Annotated in this window: 20 protein-coding genes; 18 read left to right on the top strand and 2 right to left on the bottom strand. The window is 63.5% G+C overall.

Annotated elements, in window-relative coordinates; genetic code table 11:
- From ACIQ17_RS11910 to ACIQ17_RS11895, 4 genes are all read left to right on the top strand, one after another.
- Window positions 1-278, top strand: a 278-nt coding sequence (locus ACIQ17_RS11910; protein ID WP_398468733.1) for a magnesium transporter, incomplete at its 5' end; no start/stop codon positions are given.
- A 61-nt stretch (window positions 279-339) separates the two neighbouring features.
- Window positions 340-654 (top strand): helix-turn-helix domain-containing protein, encoded by a 315-nt coding sequence (locus tag ACIQ17_RS11905; RefSeq protein ID WP_398468731.1) that lies wholly within the window; start codon window positions 340-342, stop codon window positions 652-654.
- Between the two features lie 83 nt (window positions 655-737).
- Window positions 738-1,556 (top strand): aldo/keto reductase, encoded by an 819-nt coding sequence (locus tag ACIQ17_RS11900; RefSeq protein WP_398468729.1) that lies wholly within the window; start codon window positions 738-740, stop codon window positions 1,554-1,556.
- A gap of 86 nt (window positions 1,557-1,642) precedes the next feature.
- On the top strand, window positions 1,643-2,446 hold the full coding sequence (locus ACIQ17_RS11895) for a YdcF family protein (RefSeq protein ID WP_398468727.1): 804 nt from the start codon (window positions 1,643-1,645) through the stop codon (window positions 2,444-2,446).
- Between the two features lie 4 nt (window positions 2,447-2,450).
- Here the strand turns inward: ACIQ17_RS11895 and ACIQ17_RS11890 are convergent, their stop codons facing one another.
- Complete coding sequence (locus ACIQ17_RS11890) at window positions 2,451-2,774, bottom strand: DUF3253 domain-containing protein (RefSeq protein WP_398468725.1); 324 nt, start codon at window positions 2,772-2,774, stop codon at window positions 2,451-2,453.
- Between the two features lie 110 nt (window positions 2,775-2,884).
- Between ACIQ17_RS11890 and ACIQ17_RS11885 the strand changes: the two genes are divergently transcribed.
- The gene (locus tag ACIQ17_RS11885) at window positions 2,885-3,832 is read left to right on the top strand and encodes a hypothetical protein (protein ID WP_398468723.1); all 948 of its coding nucleotides are present in this window, start codon (window positions 2,885-2,887) and stop codon (window positions 3,830-3,832) included.
- Here ACIQ17_RS11885 and ACIQ17_RS11880 read toward each other — a convergent pair.
- Window positions 3,807-4,550, bottom strand: a complete 744-nt coding sequence (locus ACIQ17_RS11880) for a DUF599 domain-containing protein (protein WP_398468721.1) — start codon at window positions 4,548-4,550, stop codon at window positions 3,807-3,809. The two genes, ACIQ17_RS11885 and ACIQ17_RS11880, sit on opposite strands and share 26 nt — an antisense overlap.
- Before the next feature lie 128 nt (window positions 4,551-4,678).
- Here ACIQ17_RS11880 and ACIQ17_RS11875 point away from each other — a divergent pair, with 128 nt between their 5' ends.
- From ACIQ17_RS11875 to parC, 13 genes are all read left to right on the top strand, one after another.
- Window positions 4,679-5,335 (top strand): glutathione S-transferase family protein, encoded by a 657-nt coding sequence (locus ACIQ17_RS11875; protein WP_398468719.1) that lies wholly within the window; start codon window positions 4,679-4,681, stop codon window positions 5,333-5,335.
- 124 nt (window positions 5,336-5,459) lie between these two features.
- A complete protein-coding gene (locus ACIQ17_RS11870; protein WP_398468717.1) occupies window positions 5,460-6,404 on the top strand; it encodes a hypothetical protein in 945 nt (314 codons plus the stop codon).
- A gap of 50 nt (window positions 6,405-6,454) precedes the next feature.
- Window positions 6,455-6,892 (top strand): DUF1489 family protein, encoded by a 438-nt coding sequence (locus ACIQ17_RS11865; RefSeq protein ID WP_398468715.1) that lies wholly within the window; start codon window positions 6,455-6,457, stop codon window positions 6,890-6,892.
- Window positions 6,893-7,108: 216 nt separating this feature from the next.
- The gene (locus ACIQ17_RS11860; protein WP_398468713.1) at window positions 7,109-7,870 is read left to right on the top strand and encodes a pyridoxine 5'-phosphate synthase; all 762 of its coding nucleotides are present in this window, start codon (window positions 7,109-7,111) and stop codon (window positions 7,868-7,870) included.
- The gene (acpS, locus tag ACIQ17_RS11855; protein ID WP_398468711.1) at window positions 7,867-8,280 is read left to right on the top strand and encodes a holo-ACP synthase; all 414 of its coding nucleotides are present in this window, start codon (window positions 7,867-7,869) and stop codon (window positions 8,278-8,280) included. Before ACIQ17_RS11860 ends, acpS begins: the two co-directional genes overlap by 4 nt.
- Before the next feature lie 59 nt (window positions 8,281-8,339).
- On the top strand, window positions 8,340-8,579 hold the full coding sequence (locus ACIQ17_RS11850; RefSeq protein ID WP_398468709.1) for a hypothetical protein: 240 nt from the start codon (window positions 8,340-8,342) through the stop codon (window positions 8,577-8,579).
- On the top strand, window positions 8,576-8,731 hold the full coding sequence (locus tag ACIQ17_RS11845; RefSeq protein WP_398468707.1) for a hypothetical protein: 156 nt from the start codon (window positions 8,576-8,578) through the stop codon (window positions 8,729-8,731). Before ACIQ17_RS11850 ends, ACIQ17_RS11845 begins: the two co-directional genes overlap by 4 nt.
- Window positions 8,732-8,957: 226 nt before the next feature.
- Window positions 8,958-9,716 (top strand): signal peptidase I, encoded by a 759-nt coding sequence (lepB, locus tag ACIQ17_RS11840; RefSeq protein WP_398468705.1) that lies wholly within the window; start codon window positions 8,958-8,960, stop codon window positions 9,714-9,716.
- The gene (rnc, locus tag ACIQ17_RS11835; protein ID WP_398468703.1) at window positions 9,713-10,525 is read left to right on the top strand and encodes a ribonuclease III; all 813 of its coding nucleotides are present in this window, start codon (window positions 9,713-9,715) and stop codon (window positions 10,523-10,525) included. The genes lepB and rnc overlap by 4 nt, the downstream gene beginning before the upstream one ends.
- 11 nt (window positions 10,526-10,536) lie before the next feature.
- The gene (era, locus tag ACIQ17_RS11830; protein ID WP_398468701.1) at window positions 10,537-11,472 is read left to right on the top strand and encodes a GTPase Era; all 936 of its coding nucleotides are present in this window, start codon (window positions 10,537-10,539) and stop codon (window positions 11,470-11,472) included.
- A gap of 4 nt (window positions 11,473-11,476) precedes the next feature.
- The gene (locus ACIQ17_RS11825; protein WP_398468699.1) at window positions 11,477-11,881 is read left to right on the top strand and encodes a hypothetical protein; all 405 of its coding nucleotides are present in this window, start codon (window positions 11,477-11,479) and stop codon (window positions 11,879-11,881) included.
- A 123-nt stretch (window positions 11,882-12,004) separates the two neighbouring features.
- Window positions 12,005-12,778 (top strand): DNA repair protein RecO, encoded by a 774-nt coding sequence (gene recO / locus ACIQ17_RS11820; protein WP_398468696.1) that lies wholly within the window; start codon window positions 12,005-12,007, stop codon window positions 12,776-12,778.
- Window positions 12,779-12,821: 43 nt separating this feature from the next.
- Window positions 12,822-15,080, top strand: coding sequence for a DNA topoisomerase IV subunit A (parC, locus tag ACIQ17_RS11815; RefSeq protein WP_398468694.1), 2,259 nt, complete (start codon window positions 12,822-12,824; stop codon window positions 15,078-15,080).
- Window positions 15,081-15,183 lie beyond the last annotated feature (103 nt).

Raw genomic sequence — 15,183 nt, 5'->3', positions numbered from 1 at the left:
CCATGGTCGGCCTGATGAACGGTGTCGCCTTCGCGCTGATTACCGGCATCGCCGCCTATCTGTGGTTCAAGACACCCGGCCTCGGCATCGTCATTGCGCTCGCGATGATCACCAATCTTGTGGCCGGCGCGCTGGGCGGCATCCTCATCCCGATGGCGCTGGACCGCGTGAAGGCCGATCCCGCGGTGGCGTCGGGCACTTTCGTGACCACGGTCACCGACGTCGTTGGCTTCTTCGCCTTCCTCGGCATCGCGACGCTTTGGTTCGGGCTGAAGTAGTTCGCTCTTCATCGCTCCTTAACGGTATTGCCCGACCATCGCACTGGCGAAGAGGTCGAACATGCGCTTGCGATTGAAGGCTGACGGACGGATCGTGGAATTGCGCGACGGGGACGAGGTGCCCCTGGCGCCGGCAATGCCTGTCGCTCCCGATCATGTCGAACCCCGTGCCAGCGAGCCGGAAGTGCGCGACCTGCGCCGTCGCGCGCAGCTGACCCAGATCGAATTTGCCGCGCGCCTCGGCGTGCCCGTCGAGACCATCCGCAATTGGGAGCAGGGCAAGCGCTCGCCGCGCGGCCCGGCGCGCGCGCTGCTGGCCGTGATCGCTCATGCGCCCGAGACGGTGTTCGCCGCATTGGCGCCCGTGGAAGCCTGAACGAAAACGTTTGCGGGCACTGGCTTGAACGGTGCCGGACAAGCCCGCGGCGCATAGTTTGTCTCCTTCGAGAGGAAGGCAGCATGCAGTTCGTGGAAGCAAATGGCGCTCGCATTCCGGCGATCGGGCTCGGCACGTGGGAGTTACGCGGCCGTACCTGCGCGCGGGTGATCGAGCAGGCGATCAAGCTCGGTTATCGCCATATCGACACCGCACAGGTCTACGAAAACGAGCGTGACGTCGGCGAGGGGGTACGCGCATCCCATATCCCTCGCGGCGAGATTTTTGTCACCACGAAGATCTGGACCACGCATTTTGCACCCAACACCCTCGAACGCTCGGTGAAGGAAAGCCTGACGCGGCTGCGCATGACCGAAGTGGATCTGCTGCTGTTGCATTGGCCAAGTTCGCATGTGCCTCTGGACGAAACGCTCGGCGCACTTGCCCATGCCAAGCGCATGGGCCTGACGCGGCATATCGGCGTGTCGAATTTCACCGTGGCGCTGATCGAGCAGGCGGTCGCGGCATGTCCGGAACCGCTGGTCTGTGATCAGGTCGAGTATCATCCCTATCTCGATCAATCGAAAGTGCGCGGCGCCTGCGCCGACAATGGTCTCGCACTGGTTGCCTATAGTCCGATCGCAAAAGGCCGTGTGCGGGGCGATGAGGTGCTGGCCGCTATCGGCCGCGTGCATGGCAAGAGCGCGGCGCAGGTCTGCTTGCGCTGGCTGGTGCAGCAGGGCGCGGTCGCGATCCCCCGGACCTCCAAGGTCGAGCGCCTGTCGGAAAATATCGAGGTGTTCGACTTTGATCTGACGGAAAACGAAATGGCTGCCGTCGCCGCGCTCAGCCGTTCCGACGGGCGTCTGACGGATTACGGCTTTGCGCCCAAATGGGACTGACATCGGCGGCGAACGCGCATTTGCCTCATTGATCCCGCAGACGCGATCGGCCATTCCAAGACCTTGCGCCCGCCAATGGATCAATCATGTTCTTCTATGCCTCGAAGATTCTCGGCTTCTTCACCCAGCCGTCCAACTTCATTGCTGCGATCTGCGTGATCGGTCTCGCACTGGTGTTGTTCAACCGGCACCGGATCGGCACATGGCTGGTCAGTTTCGGCATCCTGTTGCTGCTGGTGCTCGGCTATTCGCCACTGAGCAATGTGCTGCTGCTGTCGCTTACCGAACGCTTTCCGCAATGGCAGGATGGCGGTCGTGCGCCGGATGGGATCGTCGTGCTCGGCGGCGCCATCGATTCAGATTCCACCGCGGCGCGCAATTCGCTGGAGGTCAATGCGGCGGCTGAACGCGTCACGGCGATGCTCGAACTGGCGCGTCGCTATCCGGAGGCGAAGATCGTCTTCACCGGCGGCGCAGCCAGCCTGATCGAAGCGACATTGTCCGAAGCGCCAGCGGCCGGCGATGTATTGCGGCGGTTCGGTGTGGCGCCCGAGCGCATCGTGCTGGAGAACGATAGCCGTACCACCGAGGAAAATGCCAGCCTCACCATGCGCCTCGTGGCGCCGAAGCCCGGCGAACGCTGGCTTCTCGTGACCTCCGCCTGGCACATGCCACGCTCGATCGGCGTCTTCCGCAAGGCGGGCTTCGATGTCGAAGCCTATCCGGTGGACTGGCGCACCCGCGGCTGGATCGATGCCAGCGAGACCTTCGACACGGTCAGCGCCGGTCTCGCCCGCGCCGATATCGCGATGCATGAATGGGTTGGACTGGTCAGCTACCGGCTCGCCGGCCGCACCAGCGAATTGCTGCCGGGGCCGAAGAAGCCGTAACGACCTATTCAGCGTCGTCCTTCGGCAGTCCCAGCCGATACACGCCGCGAAAATCTTCGGGATCTTCCACCGGCTTGCCTTTGCGATAGATCACCAGCCGGCCGTCCAGCATAAGCTTCACCGCGGCGCGACGGATCGGTGTCAGTTGCGCGTGCCAGTCGCCTTCGGGCTCGATCAGATGGGCGATCTCGGGCGCGCTCAGGCTCTTGGTCGGATCGCGGCCGAGAATGGCCAGGATGCGCTCGTCGAGAGGCTGTGGCTTTGGCTTCGCTGCCTTGGGGGGCGCGGCGGGTGATTTCTTCGGGGCTTTGGATTCGGATTTGGCCATGCCTTGCCATGACCGATCGAACAACCGGACGCAAGCTGTGACATGGCAGACATGGCGCAGGCCGTACGGCGGCGCTAATATCGCACTACTTGCGTACAGACCCGTCCTCAATGTCCATGGAACCTCGGCACCTCATTCGCGCTGCGATCGCCGCCTCGGTGCTCGGCCATCTGGCCCTGGCCGCGGGCGTCTATTTTGCCAATGCCAAGCCGATGCCGCCGCACGAGGACAATGTCAGCGTCGATCTGGTCACGCCTCAGGAACTCGCCGAGGCTGAAAAGAAAGCCGAGGAGACCAAGCCCGAGCCCGAGTCGGAGAAGAAGCCGGAACCGGAAAAGCCTGAATTCCGTCTGCCCGACCTGACCACACGGCCGACGCTGGACGAGCAGCAGACATCCGCTGCCGCAGCGACCAAGCCGCAATCCTCGCCGCAGAAATCCGAACCCGAAAAGGCTGCGCAGCCGCAGAAGACCGCCTCGGCGCCGCCGCAGCAGCCGCCTCCGCAACAACCGCCCGCGCAGACGCCCCAGTCGCCGCCGCAACAGCAGGTCCAGCCACCGTCCTCTGCCACACCACCGCCGGCGGCGCAGCAGCAGCAGCAGCAGGCAGCCTTGCAACCGGCGCCGGCTCCGCAATCACCGCCGCCCGCCGCAGAGCAGGTGCCGCCACAGCCCGATCCGGACATCACGGTGAAATACGGGGTCATGCTCGGGCTTCCAGGCTTCGGCGGCGCTCCCGCCAGCGAGGAGGCCAATGTCAGCAAAACGGACATTGCGGCGTTTCATCGCCACCTCAAGACCTGCCTGAAACTGCCGGCCGAGGTGGCGCGCAACGACGACGCCATGGTGAAGCTGCGTGCGCAGCTGTCGCCGGATGGTCGTCTTGTCACCGAGCCGACCGTGATCGAGGTGCGCCGGCCCGCCAAGGCCGCCTTGCTGCTACAGGCCGCCAAACATGCGCTGGAGGCCTGCCAGCCCTATTCGATGCTGCCGGCGGACAAATACAACGAGTGGAAAGTGCTCGACCTGCCGTTCACGCCGAATGATTTCGGAAGTTAGCCCGTTCTTCCGCCAGCGTCCTCTTCACGGTCTCGATGTCCTCGCCCATGGCACGCCAGGCGTTCGATGCGAATTGCCGCCGCCAGGTCACGATCACCACGGCTGCGGTAGAGACGATGAACACCCACGGGCTCACGAACCAGCCGAGATAGCCGAGCGCGAAGAAGAAGGCGCGCTGGCCACGGTTGAAGTGGCGCGCGGCGGCGCCGAACATCTGCGTGGTGCGCACCACATGCGCTTCTGCTTCCGGCGTGTGGCGGTCCGCGGCGAAGGGCATCGCTCCGAACAGGATCGCGACATAGTTGAACAGCCGATAGGCCCAGGCGAATTTGAAAAAGGCATAGACGAAGATCAGGATCAGGCCGAAGCATTTGATCTCCCACAGCCCCGCCGAGGAATTGAAACCGATCGGCAGATTGGCCATGATCGGCATCACTTCATTGGTGGCACGCAGTAGCGCCAGTGCGCCGCCGATGGCGATCAGCGTGGTGGAGGCAAACCAGGCGGTGCCGTTCTGCAGCGAGGTCAGGATGTGCGTGTCGACGATCCGCGCCTCGCGCGCCAGCATCCGGCGCATCCACACCTCGCGATAGGCATGCATGCGCGCCGACAGGCTGTTGCGGCCATATTTGCTGTGCTCGAGCGTGATCGCATAGGCGGCCCATTCGAGAATGAAGAAGCCCAGCGCAAAAGCGTCGATCCAGGTATAGTTCGGCATGCAGCACCCATTGTCTCAGGCTGCGGTTCTGCCACTTCGCCACACGGGCGGCAACGGTCGGTCTTGCCCAACTTGATTGCAGCGCTGCCCCTTGCATGGCATTTTGCACGCCTTGCAAGGAGCGGGTGATGGCTTTGAAACTGGTGATCGGTAACAAGAACTATTCGTCGTGGTCGATGCGCCCGTGGGTTGCCCTGAAAGGCGCCGGCATCCCTTTCGAGGAAGTCGTGATCCCGCTCTATACCGGACCGGCCGACAAGCAGCGCATCCTCGATGTCACGCCGTCCGGCAAGGTGCCGGCACTGGTGGATGGCGATGTCACCGTGTGGGATTCCCTCGCCATCATCGAATATGCCGCCGAGCGTTTCCCCGAAGCGAAGTTGTGGCCGCAGGAGGTGGCGCAACGCGCCCATGCGCGCTCGGTTTCAGCCGAAATGCATTCCGGCTTCATGCCGCTACGCAACGAATGCGGCATGAACCTGCATCGTCCGGTGAAGGCGAAGGTGTTGTCCGACGACGCAAGGGCCAATGTCGCGCGTATCGACGAGATCTGGTCAGACTGCCGCAAGCGCTACGGCGCGACAGGCCCGTATCTGTTCGGCGCCTTCAGCGGAGCCGATGCGATGTATGCGCCGGTGGTGCACCGCTTCCGCAGCTACGCCATCGAGGTTTCACCCGCAGCGCGCGCTTACATGGACACCATGCAGGCCGATCCGGCGTTCCGGCAGTGGACCGAGGAGGGGCTCGCCGAAACCCTCCTGATTCCGCGCTTCGAGGAAGAGTGATCGCCACGCTGCGATCCGCTCTTGCCCTCGTGGATTTCGTCGCCATAACAACAGCATATTGCGGGTGCATGGCACCTGCATCTGCTTGAATATGCCGATGCCTAAATCTTTGGGGACTTTCTGAATGAACGCGGCCTGGGCGAACTCGCTCGATCATCTCTGGCGCTCGGCTACGTGGCCCATGTGGCTCGCTTTCGCCGCGGCGGTGGTCGTCGCGCTGATCGTGCTGGTGACGCTGCTGCGCGCCGAAAAGTCGGTGGCGAATGGTGCACTCGCGGTCATCACGTTGCTCGCCATCGGCGTTGCCGCGGCAGCGACGGTACGCCCACCGGAAACGGCGGAGAAGATTGTGCCGCCAGCGGCCACGAATGCGCAGCTGGCGAATGGTTTGCCCGCGCTGTCCTGCCTCGATGAACTCGCCGGCGACATGGTGCTCGCAGCCTGCGAGAAGTCGCTTTTCGCTACGCCGGAATCCGTTGCTGCGGCCGTGTCGAACTCCGCTGCACTGCTGGATCGCCTGCGTGCCCTTGGCGACGTGGCAACTGCAGACAAGGCGATTACCCCGGAACTGGCATTGCTGCGCCGCGCGGTGGAGCGCGATCGTTACGGCCTGTTCGCCTATGTGCTGCAGGTGCGCGACCGCTGCATGCCGGACAGCTGCGCGGCCTATGCGTCCGTCACCGATCACAAGCAGATCGCATCCAACATGGGCGAGCGCTTCTATGAAGGCCTGCTGACCCGCTACGCGCCGGCATGGAACGCGCCGCCGGCCCTCGCTGCACCGTCGGCGGTTCCGGGCGTCGCATCGCTTTCGGGCCTGCCGCCGTCGCTTCCGACCGGCAAGCCGACCAATGCGGAATTCCCGTCGTCGTCCTCGATCCCGCCGATCTCGATCATGACCGACACGCCGGTAAGGGCTCCTGCTGCGGATGCCAAGGCTGCGCCGCGCCCGGCACCGAAGAAGCAGGCGGCGCCGAAAGAGGCGGCCCGGGAAGCGCCCCGTCCACAGGCGACTGCTCCGGCAGCGCCTGTCCAGCTTGCACCGGCGGCGGGGCGGGCGGATAACTGAGCGGTGGATAAATCCTTGTAACGCCGCCTGTCGGTACCGATCTCACGCGTATGCCCTTGCACCTCGTCAAACTCGCTGTCGGCTGTGAATCCATCGCCGATTTCAAAAGCTATCTGAGCGAGCGCATGCGCGCCGCCAAGGCGCGCGGCGAGAAGCAGCAGCACATCCATGTCACCCGTATGGTGCCGAAGCGTGACGCCGAACTGCTCGACGGCGGTTCGCTTTATTGGGTGATCCGTGGCGAGATCGCGCTGCGCGAGCGAATTCTGGCCATCGAGCCGTTTCGTGACGGCGAGGGGATCAATCGGTGCCGCCTGATCATGGAGCCGAAGCCGGTGACGGTTGCGCCGCGACCGCTGCGCCCGTTTCAGGGCTGGCGCTATCTCACCGACAAGGATGCGCCGCCCGATCTCGGCAAGGCCGCCGCCAGCATCGAGGCGATGCCCGAGCCGATGCGCCGCGAGCTGCGCGAATTGGGGCTGCTGTGAGCTGCCGCCGTCGGGCGGATGAGGCGCAGCCGTAATCCGCCGCGGAGCTTCAGCAGTGAAATCGGCTGGCGGATGACGCGGAGTTTATCATCGGGCGCGCTTCGCGCGACCCGTTGGCTCATCCGCCCTACGGCCTTGCATGGCCGCCAATACCTCGCCATGTCTGCGCCGTGTTGCTAGAACAGCTTTCTCGACACCCGCTTGCGAAAGCCCACCATGCCGTCCTCGTCTCTCCGCCTTGGCGTCAATATCGATCACGTCGCAACCCTGCGTAATGCGCGCGGTGGCAAGCATCCGGATCCCGTGCGCGCGGCACTCGAAGCCATCGCCGCCGGCGCCGACGGCATCACCGCCCATCTGCGCGAGGATCGTCGCCATATCCGCGATGCCGACATGGAGCGGCTGAAAGCCGAGATTTCAAAACCGCTGAATTTCGAGATGGCAGCGACGCCGGACATGGTGCGGATCGCGCTCGGCGTGCAGCCGCATGCGGTGTGCCTGGTGCCGGAGCGGCGCGAAGAACTCACCACCGAAGGCGGCCTCGATGTGGTCGGCCAGCGCGAGTCGCTGGAGCCGACCATCGCGCGCTTCAACGATGCCGGCGTCCGCGTCTCGCTCTTCATTGCGGCGGACCCGAAGCAGATCGAAATGGCCGCCAAACTGAAAGCGCCGGTGATCGAGATCCACACCGGCGCCTGGTGCGATGCCATCACCGATGGCGAACTGATCAAAGCCGACGCCGAATGGCAGCGCATCAAAGCCGGCGCCAAACTCGCAAAATCCATGGGCCTCGAAGTCCATGCCGGCCATGGCCTCGATTACGCAACGGCCGAGACGATTTCCGCGCTACCCGAAATCATGGAGCTCAATATCGGCTACTACATGATAGGCGAGTCCCTGTTCGTCGGCCTCGCGGAGACCGTGAAACGGATGCGCGCGGCCATGGACAAGGGCGTCGCCAAGCGGGGCAGCGCATGATCATCGGCATCGGTTCCGATCTCATCGACATCACCCGTGTCGCCAAGGTGATCGAGCGCCATGGCGACCGGTTCCTGGAGCGCGTCTTCACCGATGCCGAGCGCGCCCGCGCCCAGCGTCGCGCCAAGAGCGAGAAGATGGTGGTCGCCACCTATGCCAAGCGTTTTGCCGCCAAGGAGGCGATGTCCAAGGCGCTGGGCACCGGCATCCGCCAGGGTGTCTGGTGGCGTGACATGGGGGTGATCAACCTGCCGGGCGGCAAGCCGTCGATGAAGCTCACCGGCGGCGCTCTGGCGCGGCTGGAGAAGCTGACCCCGCCGGGGCACGTGGCCCAGATCGACCTGTCCATCACCGACGACTGGCCCTTGGCGCAGGCGTTCGTCATCATCTCGGCGGTGGCTAGGTCCTAGCGGGTGGTATTTACGTCCGCAGCCTGGGCGTGCAATCATGGCTCCTGGGGATCGGGGCGATGATGGAAACCAAAACGGTCGCAAATGAGCGGATCAAACTGCTGGCCAATTTGACCAATACGGCAGCTGCTGCGTTTCTATCCGCGGGTGTCATCGGCCCGGGTTTGGCTTTCTTTTATGGGGTCATGCCGGCCGGCACCCACCTGGTCGCGATCCTAACCGGCGGGATCGTTTGCATCTCATTCAGCGCAGGCATACATTTGGTTGGCAGGGCAGTCCTCGGAAGGATCCAGGAATGACCAATGTTCAGATACTCGGCTTGCTGTGGCCGTTCATTTGTTTCGGGCTGTTTTACCTGTTCGCGCGCGTCCTGATGGATCGCGATACCGCCGCTCTCGACCGGATCCGTAAGGCCGCCCAGCAGGTCCAGGCGAAGCAGGCCGCGGAATAGATCACCTTACCGTCTCGCCGCAGGGCAATTCATTGCACCTCTACCGACAACCGTTTAAACCTGCGGGCGGATCGATCCGCCGCAAATTCTTGCTCTCGCCTTCAAAAAGCCTTGGCAGGACTTTGTTGTAACCAATTGAAATTGATGCATTTTGCCTGCCGGGCCAAAGCCTTGGCGCGTCATGCAGAGGCCATCTGCGCCCCATGGCGCGGGAATCGGGAAAGCGATGAGCGTGACTTCGGGGACCAAGACTGAAAGCGGCTTCGGTGAGACCGTCCGCGTCGTCATCAATGCGCTGCTCATCGCGCTGGTGATCCGGACCTTCCTGTTCCAGCCCTTCAACATCCCGTCGGGCTCGATGAAGGCCACGCTGCTGGTCGGCGATTACCTGTTCGTGTCCAAATATTCCTATGGCTACAGCCATTATTCGATCCCGCTGTCGCCCAACATCTTTTCCGGCCGCATCTTCGGATCCGACCCCGCCCGCGGCGATGTGGTCGTGTTCCGCCTGCCCAAGGACGACACCACCGACTACATCAAGCGCGTGATCGGCATGCCCGGTGACACCGTGCAGATGAAGGAGGGGCTCCTCTACATCAACGGCAAGCCGGTGCAGCGCGAGCGCCTGAGCGATTTCGTCGGTGAGGATCCGTGCGGTTCCGATGCCACCGCGCGGGTGAAGCGCTGGAAGGAAACGCTGCCAGACGGCGTGAGCTACGAAACGCTGGATTGCGTCGATAACGGCTTCTACGACAACACCATCGAATACAAGGTGCCTGCCGGCCACTTCTTCATGATGGGCGACAACCGCGACAATTCCACCGACAGCCGCGTGCAGTCGGCGGTAGGCTACGTGCCGTCCGAAAACCTGATCGGCCGCGCGCAGATGATCTTCTTCTCGATCGCCGAAGGCGAGCAGGCCTGGCAGATCTGGCGCTGGCCGACGGCCGTGCGCTGGAGCCGTATTTTCTCCATCGTGCGATGACGGACGATCACACCAAAACCATCGAGACCGCGGCAGCGCCGAATTCCGACGATCACAGCCCGGTGCCTGAGGCGCCGAAGGAGACCGCGGCCCAGCGCAAGAAGCGCGCGCGCGCCGAGGCCAAGGCTGCCGCCGCCGAAATCGAGACACGGATCGGTCATGCGTTCAAGGATCCGCAACTCCTTGAGACGGCGTTCACGCATGTCTCGGCGCTGAAGTCGCAGCGCAGCCGCACCGAGAGCTATCAGCGACTCGAATTTCTCGGCGACCACGTGCTCGGCCTCGTGATCTCCGACATGCTGTATCGCGCCTTCCCGAATGGCGACGAAGGCGAACTGTCGAAGCGGCTGGCCGATCTCGTGCGCAAGGAAGCCTGTGCCGATGTCGCGCGGGTGCTCGGTTTCCAGGACGGTATCAAGCTCGGTTCGGTCGGTGCCGGCGTCGGTCAGCGCTTGCGCAAGTCGGTACTCGGGGACATCTGTGAAGCCGTGATCGGCGCCATCTTCCTTGATGGCGGCTATCCCGCCGCGGAAGCTTTCGTGCAGCGCAACTGGACGGAGCGCATGCGCAAGCCGGTGCGGCCGCTACGCGATCCGAAGACTGTGTTGCAGGAATGGGCGCAGGGCAGGGGCCTGCCGACGCCGGCCTATCGTGAGGTCAGCCGTTCCGGTCCGCATCACGATCCGCATTTCAAAATCGCGGTGGATGTGATTGGGCTTGCATCCGCTGAAGGCGAGGGCGGCAGCAAGCGCGCCGCCGAGAAAGCCGCAGCGACAGCCATGCTAGCGCGTGAAGGCGTGAAATCTTGAAGGATGATGACTTGAACGACGACGTTGACCACAAGACCGAAGGCGCCCCGCAGGAGACACGCTGCGGCTTCGTTGCGCTGATCGGTGCGCCCAATGTCGGCAAGTCCACGCTGGTCAATGCGCTGGTCGGCTCCAAGGTCACCATCGTCTCGCGCAAGGTGCAGACCACGCGGGCGCTGATCCGCGGCATCGTCATCGAGGATCATGCGCAGATTATCCTGGTCGATACCCCCGGCATCTTCGCGCCGAAGCGTCGGCTCGACCGCGCGATGGTGAAGACGGCCTGGAGCGGCGCCCATGACGCGGATCTCGTCTGCGTGCTGCTCGACGCCAAGGCCGGCATCAACGAAGAAGCCGAGGCGATCTTCGACCAGCTCTCCAAGGTCAATCACCCAAAGATTCTCGTCATCAACAAGGTCGATATCGTCGCCAAGGAACGGCTGCTGAAACTGGCGACCGATGCAAATGCGCGCCTCACATTCGACGAGACATTCATGATCTCGGCGATGACCGGCGACGGTGTCGACGATCTGCGCCGCCGGCTTGCCGCCGATGTGCCGGAAGGTCCGTATCACTATCCCGAAGACCAGATGTCGGACGCGCCGCTGCGGCATCTGGCGGCGGAGATCACCCGCGAAAAGATCTTCCGCCAGTTGCATCAGGAGCTGCCCTATCAGTCGACGGTGGAAACCGACAGCTGGCAGGAGCGCAAGGACAATTCCGTGCGCATCGAGCAGACGATCTTTGTCGAGCGCGAGAGCCAGCGCAAGATCGTGCTCGGCAAGGGCGGCGCCACCATCAAGTCCATCGGCGCCGATGCGCGCCGCGAGATCACCGAAATCGTCGGCGTGCCCGTGCATCTGTTCCTGTTCGTGAAGGTGCGCGAGAACTGGGGTGAAGATCCCAATCGCTACCGCGAAATGGGCCTCGAATTCCCGCAGGAATGAACGTGTGAGTGCAGCCGTGACCGTTCCTGCCGATCTTCCCAAGAACGTCTTCTATTTCGAGATCCTGCTCTACGCGTCGCTGATCCTCGACTGCATCTCGATCGCGTTCCAGGATCGCACGCCGGATCTGCGGTTGTCCGAAAGCACGATCGCGGCCGCGACCTTCGTCGCCGCCTGCATGCTGCTGTTGTTCGTCTATCTGGTCTGGCTCGCCGCCTATCGCCGCAAGAGCTGGCCGCGCTGGGTGCTGGTGATGTCGCTGAGCCTGTCGGTGCTGTCGCTGGTCCAGGTGCTCGGCGTCTATGGATTGCAATTCGACAATGCGATCGAGATCGTGTCGTGCGTCTTGACGGCGCTGGGCCTGTATTATGCCTTCACCGGCGATGCACGGGAATGGTTCAATGCCTAGGCCGTAGGATGGGTAGAGCGGAGGCGCGAAGCGCTGGAGCGAAACCCATCGGCGGAGCTTGCGGCACCGACAGGATGATGGGTTTCGCTTCGCTCTACCCATCCTACGACCTATACTCTCCCCATGGAATGGACCGACGAAGGCATCATCCTCGGCGTGCGGCGACATGGCGAATCCGGCGCCATCGTCGAGCTGATGACGCGCAGTCATGGTCGCCATCTCGGCCTCGTGCGCGGCGGGGCGGGGTCGCGGATGCGCCCGGTCCTGCAGCCCGGCAACAGCGTGCAGGCGATCTGGCGCGCGCGTCTCGACGAGCAGCTCGGCTATTACCTGATCGATGGCACCAAGCTCCGCGCGGCAACACTGCTCGGCGCATCCCATGCCGCCTATGGCGTGACCCATCTGGCCTCGATCGCGCGGCTGCTGCCGGAGCGTGATCCGCATGACGACATCTTTGCCATGCTCGAAGCCATTCTCGACGACTTCGATCATCCGGCCGTCGCCGCGATCCATACGATCAGGTTCGAACTCGCCATGCTCGCCGAACTCGGCGTCGGCCTGGACCTGGAGAATTGCGCCGCGACGGGGGCAACCACCGACCTGATCTATGTGTCACCGAAATCCGGCAACGCCGTCTCGCGCATCGCGGGTGAGCCGTGGCGCGACAAGCTGATGCCGCTGCCGCCATTCATGCGCGAGACCTATGTCGCGGATCATGGCCTGTCCGATCGCGACCTGCAGGACGGTTTCGACATCACCGGCCGGTTCCTGCTCCGCAACGTGCTGGAGCCGCGCGGGCAGAGGCATTCTGATGCCCGGGCTGGTTTTATCGGGGCGGTGGTGCGCCAAATGGCACGCATGGACCAGCTCGGGGACAGTTCCGACGCTGGCTCTTGATTCATTTCTTGCCCGATTCGCCGCGGCGCGCTAACTCCCCGCCATGGGAAAAAGACTGATTCCGCCGGAGCCGGCTGAAATTCACGAGGTGCAGCTTCGCGAGGCGCTCGAAGAGCGCTATCTCGCTTATGCGCTCTCCACGATCATGCATCGCGCGTTGCCCGATGCGCGGGACGGCCTGAAGCCGGTTCACCGCCGCATCCTCTATGGCATGCGCCTGCTCAGGCTCGATCCGGGCACGCCGTTCAAGAAGTCCGCCAAAATCGTCGGCGACGTGATGGGCTCGTTCCATCCCCATGGCGACCAGGCGATCTATGACGCCATGGTGCGCCTCGCGCAGGACTTCTCCTCGCGCTATCCGCTGGTCGACGGCCAGGGCAACTTCGGCAATATCGACGGCGATAGCGCTGCCGCCTATCGTTACACCGAAGCGCGCATGACTGATGTCGCGCGGCTCTTGATCGAAGGCATCGACGAAGACGCCGTCGAGCTGAAGCCGAACTATGACGGCCAGTCGAAAGAGCCGGCGGTCATGCCGGGCGGCTTCCCGAACCTGCTCGCCAATGGCGCCCAGGGCATCGCCGTCGGCATGGCGACCTCGATCCCGCCGCACAACGCCGCCGAGCTTTGCGACGCTGCGCTGCATCTGATCGAGAAGCCCGATGCCAAGTCGAAGGCTCTGCTGCGCTTCGTCAAGGGGCCGGACTTCCCCACCGGTGGCATTGTCATCGACTCCAAGGAAGCGATCGCCGAGGCCTATACGACCGGCCGCGGTTCGTTCCGCACCCGTGCCAAGTGGCATGTGGAGGAGGGCAATCGCGGCGCCTGGACCATCGTGGTCACGGAAATCCCGTGGCTGGTGCAGAAGTCGCGCCTGATCGAGAAGATCGCCGAACTGCTCAACGACAAGAAGCTGCCGCTGGTCGGCGATATCAGAGACGAATCCGCGGAAGACATCCGCGTCGTCATCGAGCCGAAGACGCGCAATGTCGATGCCGGCCTCGTGATGGAGTCGCTGTTCAAGCTCACCGAGCTGGAAAGCAAGATTCCGCTGAACCTCAACGTGCTGGTCAAGGGCCGCATTCCAAAGGTGCTCGGCCTCGCCGAATGCCTACGCGAATGGCTCGACCATCTGCGCGAAGTGCTGTTGCGCCGATCGCAGCACCGCAAGGGCCAGATCGAGCACCGCCTCGAAGTGCTCGGCGGTTACCTGATCGCCTATCTCAACATCGACGAGGTCATTCGCATCATCCGCACCGAGGATGAGCCGAAGCCGGTGTTGATGAAGGCCTTCAGCCTTACCGAGCTGCAGGCGGAGTCGATCCTGAACATGCGCCTGCGCTCTCTGCGCAAGCTCGAAGAGTTCGAGATCAAGAAGGAAGACAAGGCCCTGCGTGCCGAGCTGAAGGGGATCAACGAGATCCTCGGTTCGGAAGCCGTGCAGTGGTCGAAGGTCGGCGAACAGGTGCGCAAGGTGCGCGAGATGTTCGGTCCGAAGACGCCGCTCGGCAAGCGCCGCACGGTGTTCGCGGATGCGCCGGAACACGATCTCGCCGCTCTCGAGGAGTCGCTGGTCGAGCGTGAGCCCGTCACCGTCGTGATCTCCGACAAGGGCTGGGTGCGCACGCTGAAGGGCCAGGTCGCCGATCTCTCCAACCTGACATTCAAGCAGGACGACAAGCTCGGCCAGGCCTTCTTCGCCGAGACCACGTCGAAGCTGATGTTGCTCGCCACCAATGGCCGTTTTTACACGCTCGACGTGGCGAAGCTCCCCGGTGGTCGCGGCCATGGCGAGCCGATCCGCCTGTTCATCGACATGGAGGGCGATGCTGCTATCGTCTCGGTGTTCGTGCACAAGGGCGGCCGCAAATTCCTCATCGCCAGCCATGACGGCCAGGGCTTTGTGGTGGGCGAGGACGATTGCGTCAGCGCGACCCGCAAGGGCAAGCAGATCATCAATGTCGAGATGCCCAACGAGGCGCGCGTCCTGACCGTGGTCGAGGAGGGCGCCGATCAGGTCGCCGTCATCGGCACCAACCACAAGATGGTGATCTTCCCGCTCGCCGACGTGCCTGAGATGGCACGCGGTCGCGGTGTGCGTCTGCAGAAATACACCAGCGCGGGCCTGTCCGACGTGGCGGTGTTCAACGCCAAGGCGGGTCTCACCTGGCGCGACTCTGCCGATCGCGAGCGCTCGATGACCTGGAAGGAACTGGCGGAGTGGCGTGGCAACCGCGCCGATGCCGGCCGCCAGGCCACCGGCCTGCCGACATCGAACAAGTTCAACAAGCCGATTGAGTAGTGATCGGCTTGTCCTTGTAGGATGGGTTGAGCGCAGGCGCGGTAGCGCCGAAGCGATACCCATCACCACATGCTCTGGGTTTGTTATGATGGGTATCGCTTCG

Source organism: Tardiphaga sp. (assembly GCF_044340795.1).
In the GTDB taxonomy this organism is placed as follows: domain Bacteria; phylum Pseudomonadota; class Alphaproteobacteria; order Rhizobiales; family Xanthobacteraceae; genus Tardiphaga.
The sequence above is the reverse complement of the archived record's forward strand: the minus strand, read 5'-3'. Positions and strand labels throughout refer to the sequence as shown.